Annotated in this window: 6 protein-coding genes; all 6 read left to right on the forward strand. The window is 49.1% G+C overall.

The window, feature by feature from the left end; all coding sequences use genetic code 11:
- Positions 1 to 3,044 (forward strand): DUF2723 domain-containing protein (locus Q0628_RS10515; protein ID WP_298770825.1); only part of this gene is annotated, 3,044 nt, incomplete at its 5' end.
- 23 nt (positions 3,045 to 3,067) lie between these two features.
- Positions 3,068 to 3,997 (forward strand): glycosyltransferase family 2 protein, encoded by a 930-nt coding sequence (locus Q0628_RS10520; RefSeq protein ID WP_298770827.1) that lies wholly within the window; start codon positions 3,068 to 3,070, stop codon positions 3,995 to 3,997.
- Between the two features lie 18 nt (positions 3,998 to 4,015).
- Positions 4,016 to 4,729, forward strand: a complete 714-nt coding sequence (locus tag Q0628_RS10525) for a polyprenol monophosphomannose synthase (protein ID WP_298770829.1) — start codon at positions 4,016 to 4,018, stop codon at positions 4,727 to 4,729.
- Between the two features lie 86 nt (positions 4,730 to 4,815).
- Positions 4,816 to 6,465 carry a glycosyltransferase gene (locus Q0628_RS10530; RefSeq protein ID WP_298770836.1) on the forward strand — a complete coding sequence of 550 codons (1,650 nt, stop codon included), beginning with the start codon at positions 4,816 to 4,818 and terminating at the stop codon, positions 6,463 to 6,465.
- Between the two features lie 82 nt (positions 6,466 to 6,547).
- Positions 6,548 to 6,793, forward strand: a complete 246-nt coding sequence (locus Q0628_RS10535; RefSeq protein WP_298770831.1) for a Trm112 family protein — start codon at positions 6,548 to 6,550, stop codon at positions 6,791 to 6,793.
- Between the two features lie 9 nt (positions 6,794 to 6,802).
- A partial coding sequence (locus Q0628_RS10540; RefSeq protein ID WP_298770834.1) for a hypothetical protein occupies positions 6,803 to 9,356 on the forward strand: 2,554 nt, incomplete at its 3' end.

Consider the following 9,356-nt stretch of genomic DNA (forward strand, 5'->3'; position numbering starts at 1 on the left):
TGGCGTTGGTTGTGTATGTCATGACGATGGCTCCGACGGTTTCCTTCTGGGACTGTGGCGAATTTGTCGCCTGTGCGAATACCTTGGGCATACCGCATCCTCCTGGAACGCCTTTCTTCGTGTTCTTCGCCCGTGCGGTAATCGTGCTGCTCCCGTTTGTCGAAGAAATCGCGAAGCGCGTGAATTACATCTCGGTGGTGAGTTCGGCTGCGACCGTCTACGTGACGGCACTGTTTGCCTGGGAACTTCTTGCGACGGTGCTCAAGACGGATGTTCTCGCCGAAAAGATTTCGGCCAGGGTTCGCAACATTGTCCTTGGAACTTCTGCACTTGTGGCCGGTTTCCTTCTCACGTTCTCCGATACCTTCTGGTTCAACGCGGTCGAAGCCGAAGTTTACGGCATCGCCATGCTCATCTTGATGCTTGTGTCTTACCTCGGTCTCGTTTGGTACAACAAGCGTAACGAAGAATACAGCGACCGTATTTTGATTTTCATTTGCTATATCGCCTTCCTCGGCGTGGGCGCCCACCTTTACACCATGCTTACGGTTCCCGCCGTGTTTGCGCTTTTGCTCGTGGCCGAACCCAAGAAGATTGTGGAACGCATTCCTATCTGGATCACGGGAACGCTCCTTTGCTCCGTCATCTACATGGTGTCCGCCTTTATCGAAATATCCTTTGTCTGCCTGATTGCTCTTTCGATCCTTTGCCTTGCGAAACCCTTCAAGTCCAGGGGCGTGCAGCGCAGCATGCGCCTGTCCCTGGCTTTTGCGTTTTTCGCCCTGATCGGCTACAGTACGCACCTCTACATTCCGATCCGTTCGGAACTGAACCCGATTATCGATGAAAACGATCCTGAAATTAATATACGTGATGAACAAGGTAACCTGCAACTTGGTAACCTTTTCAAGGACGAAAACTGGGTCGCCTTCAATAACTTCATTGAACGTAAACAGTACGGCTCCGAAAGCATGATTAGCCGTGCATTCTACCGTCGTTCTCGCATTAGTCACCAGTTCCTCTCGTTCCCGCATATGGGTTACGGTGGATATCAGATGGCTCAGTACTTGCCGTACAAGGTGGGTGACGTGAACTATGCAAATGGCGTCTACACTTTCGATGCGGCCGACAATCAGCCGGTGGAACGTTTGGGAATCAAGTTCCCGACGCAGATGAGCTTCATGGGCGATGCGACCTTCCCCCAGTTCCTGATGTTCTTGCTCTTTAACGGCCTGTTGGTGATGGTCTGCGTCTTCGTCTGGAAGCGCAACCGCAATATGGGTGTCTTTGTATCTGTGCTTTATGCACTTTGCTCGCTTGGTTTGCTGTTCTATATCAACTTTGCCGATGGCACCCGCATGGAACAGCGTGAACATGATTATTGGGTGTCGGTGATGAGCCGCAATGTCCAGGACTTGAATACCCGTGGTATCGGCATTTCTGCGCTTCCCGATCCGAACGATCTTATCGACATGCGCCAGAATATCGAATACACCAAGATTCGTATGGAAACGCTCCGTGCCCGTGGTGCAAACGATGCGAAACTTGCCGAACTGCAACGCGAACTCGACGGCTACACCAATTCCGCCATTTGGCAGAATTGGCAGAAGATCGAGAATGGCTTTGCCCAGGTTGGAGCGCGCGCTCCGTTTCCGGATGCAGTCCATCTTGAAGTTCGCGAACGTGACTACTTCTATACTCCGGCCTTCATTTTCATGAGCATGATTTACGGTATCGGAGCAGGCATTCTCGTGTTTCTTTGTGCGACATCCTCTTTTGCATTCCTGGCAAATCCGGTGGCTGCGATCCTGATTCTGGTGTCGTTTTTGGTGCCGTGCATTTCGAACTACAAGGAACATGACCGTTCTGGTCTCTGGGTCCCCTGGGATTACGCTTACAACCTGCTCAATAGCTGCCGTCCGAATGCTATCCTCTTTACGAATGGAGATAACGACACCTTCCCTCTGTGGTTTGCGCAGGAGGTGGCGGGAGTCCGTAAGGATGTTCGAGTGGTAAACCTTTCACTCGGCAATACCGACTGGTACATCAAGCAGATGCTCGACAACGAACCGATTCTTAAGCTCAGCTATGACAAGGCTGCCATCGATCGTGATATGGTGCTCGACAATAGTTCCGCTTCTAATCCGAACCATCAGGTGTCTACTTGGGTCAAGAATGCCCAGCGTCTGATGCCGCAGCTCAAGAACCGTATCGATGCCATGGAAGGCCAGCAGCTTTCTGCCGCTGATTCCGCCAAACTCATGCAGTTCAAGGTGCATTACCAGGTGTGGGACGCCTTTACCGAATGGGCAGCCCGTACCCGTAGCAGCATGATGCTCACGCAGCACAAACTGGTGATTGACCTTGCTCTCCAGAATATGGACAAGCCGATTGAAATTTCGACGACGGTCGGAACCTCGAATTTCATGGGTCTTGAAAAGTACATGGTTCAGGAAGGTATGGTCTATAACCTGGTGAAGGGCGATTTGAACCCGAAGCGTAACGCCTTCGATGCCGCTTATACGGCAAACTTGATTGATTCCGTTTATAAGTTCCGTGGTCTCGGTGACGGTACTGCGTACATTAATTCGGAAACGGAACGTCTGCTTTCGGGCTATGTTTCGCTTTACCCGCCGATTTCCTTCGATGTTCGCGATCAGATTTCGAAGCTGAGGAACGAACATCCGTTCACGGCAGAAAAGAAGGCTAAGGTTGATAGCCTTGCTGCCGCTGCAGCCAAATATCTGGAACTCGGTATTAAGCAATTCCCTGAAGAGTGGCGTAACTACTGGGCAGAGGCTTTTGTCTATGAAGCTGCAGGCCAGAAGGCCAAGGCTCAGGATGTTCTTAATCGTGGTCTCGAAAATGTTCCCGCTTACGAAGAGGGGGGGCGTGCCCGTTTGCTCATGAGCGGTCGCCAGATTGAATCGATGTCCGAAGAACCTCTCAAGGTCGAAGAACCCGTGCCGGAAGTGGATTCCGCGGCATCCGATTCCGTGAAGGCTGATTCAGCTAAGGAACCTGCGGTCGTGGCCGCAAAGTGAATTTGGGATAAGCGAGGATCTTCATGGATTTGAGTCTTGTCATTCCAGTCAAGGAAGAAAGCGAAAATCTTCCGGAACTGCTCAAGGAAATAGTCGCTGCGATTGAACCGACTGGATTTTCCTACGAAGTAATCATCATTGATGATGGTAGCCGTGACAATAGCTGGAAAGTCATTGAAACGCTTTCCGGGGAATATGCTTTTGTCCGTGCTTATCGATTCCAGTTCAACTGCGGCAAGGCGGCTGGCCTCGCGTTCGGTTTTTCCAAGGCTCGCGGTAGGGACGGAGCAACTCTCGATGGCGATCTGCAGGATGATCCGCTTGAAATTCCGAAGATGATTAAAATTCTAGAAGACGGTTACGACCTGGTTTCGGGCTGGAAGATTCGCCGTTTGGATCCCTGGCACAAGACATGGCCTTCGAAGCTTTTCAACTTGACGGTCTCGATTGTCTGTGGTCAGCGTCTTCACGATTTCAACTGCGGTATCAAGGCATATCGTAGTTCCGTGGTGCGTTTCATTCATCTTTACGGCGATTTTCACCGTTTTATTCCCGTGATGGCCAAATGGCAGGGCTTCCGAATTACCGAAATGCCTGTCTCGCATAGGGCTCGCATTCATGGCGTTTCCAAGTACGGCGTATCTCGCCTAGTGTCCGGTTTTCTCGATTTGCTTTCGTTGATGTTCCTGCGCAGTTTTTCGGCGAAGCCTCTTCATTTTTTCGGCCTTCTCGGTTTGATTTTCATGTTGCTTGGTTTCGGTGTGACAGGCTATTTCGGTTACGAGTGGCTTGAAACGGGTGCACTCCATGTGCGTCCTCTCTTGTTGGCAGGTGGTTTCTCGCTTGTGATGGGAGTGCAGTTTTTCTCGCTAGGGCTTCTTGGCGAAATGATGAACGGCAACAAGAACCAGTCTTATCCCGTTGCGGAGAACATCCGTGATCAGGTAGATTGATTTGGAACTGGAGGTTGTATGGCTTATCCTAAGAGTCTGGTAATCGTACCTACCTATAACGAGAAGGAAAATATCCTGCTCATCATGGATGCGATTCTAAAGCAGAACGAATGCATTGAAATTCTGGTCGTTGACGATGGTTCTCCGGATGGTACGGGAGACATGGTCGAAGAGGAATCCAGAAAAAATGCCCGTATTCATTTGATTCGTCGAGCGGGCAAGATGGGGCTCGGTTCTGCCTATGTGATGGGTTTCAAGTGGGCCCTTGAAAGGGACTATGAACGCGTCTTTGAAATGGATGCCGATTTTAGTCATGCTCCGACGGATCTGAATCGCTTCCTTGAAACGGCCGAAGATGCAGATCTAGTGCTCGGCAGCCGTTACCAGAATCACCGCATCAGCGTCGTGAACTGGGATTTACGTCGTCTTATCTTGAGTTATGGAGCCAACGTGTATACCCGTATCGTGACGCGTCTTCCGATAAGCGATGCGACGGGTGGCTTCAAATGCTTCCGTCGCGAGGCTCTGCAGGCTTTGAATCTGGACAAAATGAAAAGTGACGGATATTGTTTCCAGATCGAGACGACTTTCAAGATTTGGAAGAAGGGGCTCCGTGTCAAGGAAATTCCCATCGTGTTCACGGATCGCACTCGCGGTACATCCAAGATGAGTGGCGGCATCATTTCCGAAGCTTTCTTCTTGGTCCTTAAACTCCGCCTAGGACTTGCATGATAAAAAAATGTGTAATGTGGAATGTGTAATTATTTCATTCCTCACTTCACATTCCACACCTCACATTTCACATCCCGCATTTGTCTATGTATTCTTGCTCCATCATCATTATTGCTTACAATTCCTGTGACTTTATTCCTGCGTGTCTGAAGTCCATTCGGGATGCATGCGAGAATGTAGATGCCCAGATTATTGTGTTGGATAATGGATCTTCCGAACCCATTCTTCCGGAGATCAAGAATTTCTTTCCGGAAGTTCTCTGGATCGATTCCAAGGAAAACCTGGGATTTGGAAAGGGTTGCAATTTGGCGGAAAAGCAGGCTACCAAGCCGTACCTGTTTTTTATTAACCCGGATACGATTGTATCAAGGGATTCGTTCACTAAGGTCTTGGACTTTGCGACGGAACACCCCGATGCGGGTACGGTCGGCTGTCGTATCTTGAACGAGGATGGCTCTATTCAGTGGGCATGCCGTCGTTCTTTTCCCAACCCGCTCTCGGCCATTTCGAAGACTGTCGGACTTGCCTCCATGTTCCCGAAAAGCAAACTTTTGGCAAGCTACAACATGACCTATGCTGATCCGGACCAGGTGACTGAAGTGGATGCCATCAGTGGTTCGTTTTTCTGTATTCGTCGCGATCTGTATGAACAGCTTGGCGGTTTCGACGAGGACTTCTTCATGTATGGTGAAGATCTGGATCTGTGTTTCAGGGCGAAGTCAGCTGGTTGCAAGAACTACTATACTCCGACTACAAACATTCTGCATTTCAAGGGACAGAGCTGCCGCACTCGCCGCTGGGGGTCCTATGTGGACTTTTACAAAGCGATGATCCTTTATGTAAAAAAGCATAAGGATCAGTATTGGCTTCCGACATTCCTCATGTCCTCCGGAATTGTGTTTGCTGCGTTTGTCGGCATGTTTTCGAGACTCATTCCTCGTTTCTGGAAAATCTTCCTGGATGTCGCCGTCGTTGTGCTCTGGGCGTTCCTCTTCTTGAACAAGGGATCCTTGATTGCCGATGATTTTCTTTCTCGCTTGAACGTGTCCCTTTGTGATTTTACGCAGTTTAACGATGTGTGGATTGTGGGGCTTGTCGCGGTCATGAACATCGCTTTCCTAATATTCCGCGGGGAATATACTGTATCAAGTCTTAAGGGTGAAAGGTTCTTGCGCTATCTGATTCCATTGAATTTCGTAATTGTCGGAGGAGTCGTTTCGCTTCGCTGTTTTATTCAGATTCCTTCAGTTACTGTACAGCTTATTGACTTGAAGTATTGCCTGTATTGGGTGTCTTTTGTTATTTCGTCGTCACTCTTTATTCCGTTGATGCTGTTGGCTTGGCGTCGCATTGCTTTTTGGACAAATTATTTTTATCGCATTTTTGCGAAGAAGCGTCACCGCTCTATTCTTCTGGGGGGGGCCGAAGACTCGCTTCAGTATTGGTTTGACCGTTACAACGTGATTCCAGGAATAGAAATCCTTGGCTGTGTTTCTGGCGAACCGGAAAGGATTTCTGCAGAAAACCGTCAGCATCTGCTTGGAAATATCAATTCGATGGAATCCATCTGCAATCGTACTGGCTGCCGAGAACTTTTGGTAGTTTCCAACTTGTCGGGATATCGTGAACCTTTCGATATCCAAACGCTCGATCGCCTTGGTTTACGGGTATATTTGCTGATTGGAAGCGGAAAAGAGGGTGATTTTGCCCTTGTAAACCTCAAATACTTGCACTAAGACGGTATTTCCCATCATTGGGCGTATCTTTTTCGTCAAAATGATGTTATTTTTTGTGTAAGTTTATGATGTAAAAGGTTTTATGTTCGATATTACTCTTTTAGATATTCTTTGCTGCCCCGAAACAAGGGGTAAATTGAAGTTGGCTTCGGACGAATGCGTTTCGGGTCTAAACCAGTCTATTTCGGCAGGTACGCTGAAGAACGCTGCTGGCGAAAAAATTTCCGATCCCTTGACGGAAGCTCTCGTTACCGAAGATGGCTCGAGAGTGTATCCGGTTCGCGAGGGTATACCTGTCCTTTTATCTGACGAAGCAATTTTGCTCTAAGAGGTGCTTATGGCGGTGACGTTAGAATCACTCAGAAAGACGATCGGCAAGAAGAATTCCAGTTCTAGGGCTTTTGCCTGGCTGGCGGATTTGGAATGTGCCGCGGGAGATTTGGATTCTGCCCTCCAGAGGGTCGATGGTGGCTTGACGCTGTATCCCAGCGATGTTGCCGCCATGCTCGTCCGTGCGAAGATATTGCTCCGTAAAGAAAGTTTCGAAACTTGCATCCAGGAATGCGAGCACATTCTGTTGGTTGATCCGTTTAACCTTGCTGCCCAGAGAATCATGGGGGATGCCTATGATAAGCTCGGAAACGAGGGTGAACGCAACCGGTGCTATCGCCGTGTTCACGATATGGATCCGCTGAATACTTTCTGGAAAGATGAATACGATGTTGTCATTGAATCGGCTGCTGCCGCTGCTGGACTTGCCGCTGCGGACGAGTTTACCATGCCTGTCGACGATGAATTCAACATGGACCAGACGACTACGACGGAATCGTCGCCGGAACAGCCGGTGGAAGCAGCTGCCGCTGAAACGGGAGATGCTTCGGAGTCCTTCGAGCTTCCTGCAGTTGAGGGGGACAGTGACGATCCGTTTGCCTCTTTAGCAGCGATGATTCCCAATGGGGATGTTGCTGACGAATCTGCTATTGACGATCTTTCTGCATCGCTCGCTTCGGTCATGGAAAATATCGATACACCGTCCGCTGAGACGGATGTTTCAATAGAAGATTTCGGATCCGACGATAATATTTCGAGTAGTGATGTAAATTCCGCTATTGCGGATATGTTCGGTGCCGATGATGACCTTGAACCGGAAGCGGCGGTTCCCGCAAAGAAATCGATATTCTCCGAAACGAGTATTCCGGCAAGCATCGACGAAATGGCTGAAGAGCCTACTCCTGTTGACGAAACTCCTGTAGATAAGGCTCCTATAGATGAGGTCCCTGTCGAGGACAAACCGCAAAGCGTGGATAATGCCTTTGATTCCATCTTTGGCGAAGACGAACTTCCCGAGGAAAAGACCGATGTCTTTGAAAAGTCTGCGGAAGAGGACAAGCCTCAGAGTGTCGATAACGCTTTTGATTCCATTTTCGGCATAGACGAATTGCCCGAGGAAAAGTCCGAAAATGTCGAGAAGCCTGCTGAAGAGGACAAACCGCAAAGCGTGGATAACGCCTTTGATTCCATCTTTGGCGAAGACGAGCTTCCCGAGGAAAAGACCGATGTCTTTGAGAAGTCTGCGGAAGAGGACAAACCCCAGAGTGTAGACAAGGCGTTTGACTCCATTTTCGGTGAAGATGAATTGCCTGCTGAAAATGGTGGCCTGTTCGAAAAGTCTGCAGATGAAGAAATTAGTTTCTCCGGTGAATGGAGTCCGGATCCTGTAAAGAAGTCTTCCTCCGTTAGTGAGGAACCTCAGGCCGAAGTTGAAGAGGGCTTGTCTGTTGCTGAGAACGATGAGGCTCTTGAGATGCCCTCCATCGAAGAATCTGTCGAAGAGAAACCGGCGGCCGTTGAGGAAACTTCTGCAGAATTTGATGCTCCGAAGAGCGTAGACAGCGCCTTTGATTCTATTTTCGGTGATGACGAACTTCCTGAGGAAAAGCCGGCTGAATCTTTGGCAGAACCTGCAATGGAAGAATTGTCTGAGCCTGTCGAAAAGGACTTGGAACTCCCTGCAGAAAAAGAATCTGTTAGTTTGGACGAAACGGATTCTGTCGCATCTACGGTGGATAACGCTTTCGATTCCCTATTTGGAGATGACGAGCTCCCGGCCGAAAATGCTGCCGAAGACAAACCGGCGGAAGTCGAGACTGCGGGTGAAAAGACTAGCCTTGCAGAACAGATGGATCTTGCCGAGACGGAATTGGAACTTCCTGAAGCAAAGGCGGAACAGTCCGATATAGCCAAGGAGATGGGTGGCGCATTTGCTTCAATGTTCGGTGACGACGACGATGACCTTGATCTTCCTACTGCAAATACATCTGAAAGCACTGCGGTAAATGATCAGGAAGCGACGGGCGCTGCAATTGAAGAAAACGAAGATCTTGTAAAGGAAGATATCGAAAAGGATCTTGATAAGTCTTTTGACAGTCTATTTGGCGAAGATGACGACTTGACTCTTCCCGAAACGCCTGCTGCAACAGACACCGTCGAAAATGCGGTGGCAGAGGAAAAGCCGGTGACAGAAGAAAGTGCTGATCTTGATTCTCTCGAAACCGAAGTTTCCGGCGCATTCAAGGGCCTTTTCGACATGGATGACGATTCCCTTGCCGAAGAGGATAAACCCTCCAATTCGGGAGTCGATTTCCTAATGTCCGGCGATTCCGATGACGAAATATCTGCAGGTCTTATTGACAATCCGGACGCACCGCTTGATCGTGGCGCGACGAAGCTGGATGAAAGCCTAAATACGCGTACATTGGCCGAAATCTATTTTGATCAGGGTCTCTATGGAAAGGCTCTTGAAATCTATAGGGATTTAGCTCAGAAGGAACCTGAAAATAAGGATATCGCCGCTCGCCTGAGTGAAGTTGAAAATCTTTATAACGGGAAAT

The sequence above is a fragment of the uncultured Fibrobacter sp. genome, assembly GCF_937877005.1.
GTDB lineage: Bacteria > Fibrobacterota > Fibrobacteria > Fibrobacterales > Fibrobacteraceae > Fibrobacter.

Coding starts and splice junctions, on each gene's coding strand:
- Q0628_RS10520 (WP_298770827.1), top strand. CDS start 3,068: ATGGATTTGAGTCTTGTCATTCCAGTCAAGGAAGAAAGCGAAAATCTT.
- Q0628_RS10525 (WP_298770829.1), top strand. CDS start 4,016: ATGGCTTATCCTAAGAGTCTGGTAATCGTACCTACCTATAACGAGAAG.
- Q0628_RS10530 (WP_298770836.1), top strand. CDS start 4,816: ATGTATTCTTGCTCCATCATCATTATTGCTTACAATTCCTGTGACTTT.
- Q0628_RS10535 (WP_298770831.1), top strand. CDS start 6,548: ATGTTCGATATTACTCTTTTAGATATTCTTTGCTGCCCCGAAACAAGG.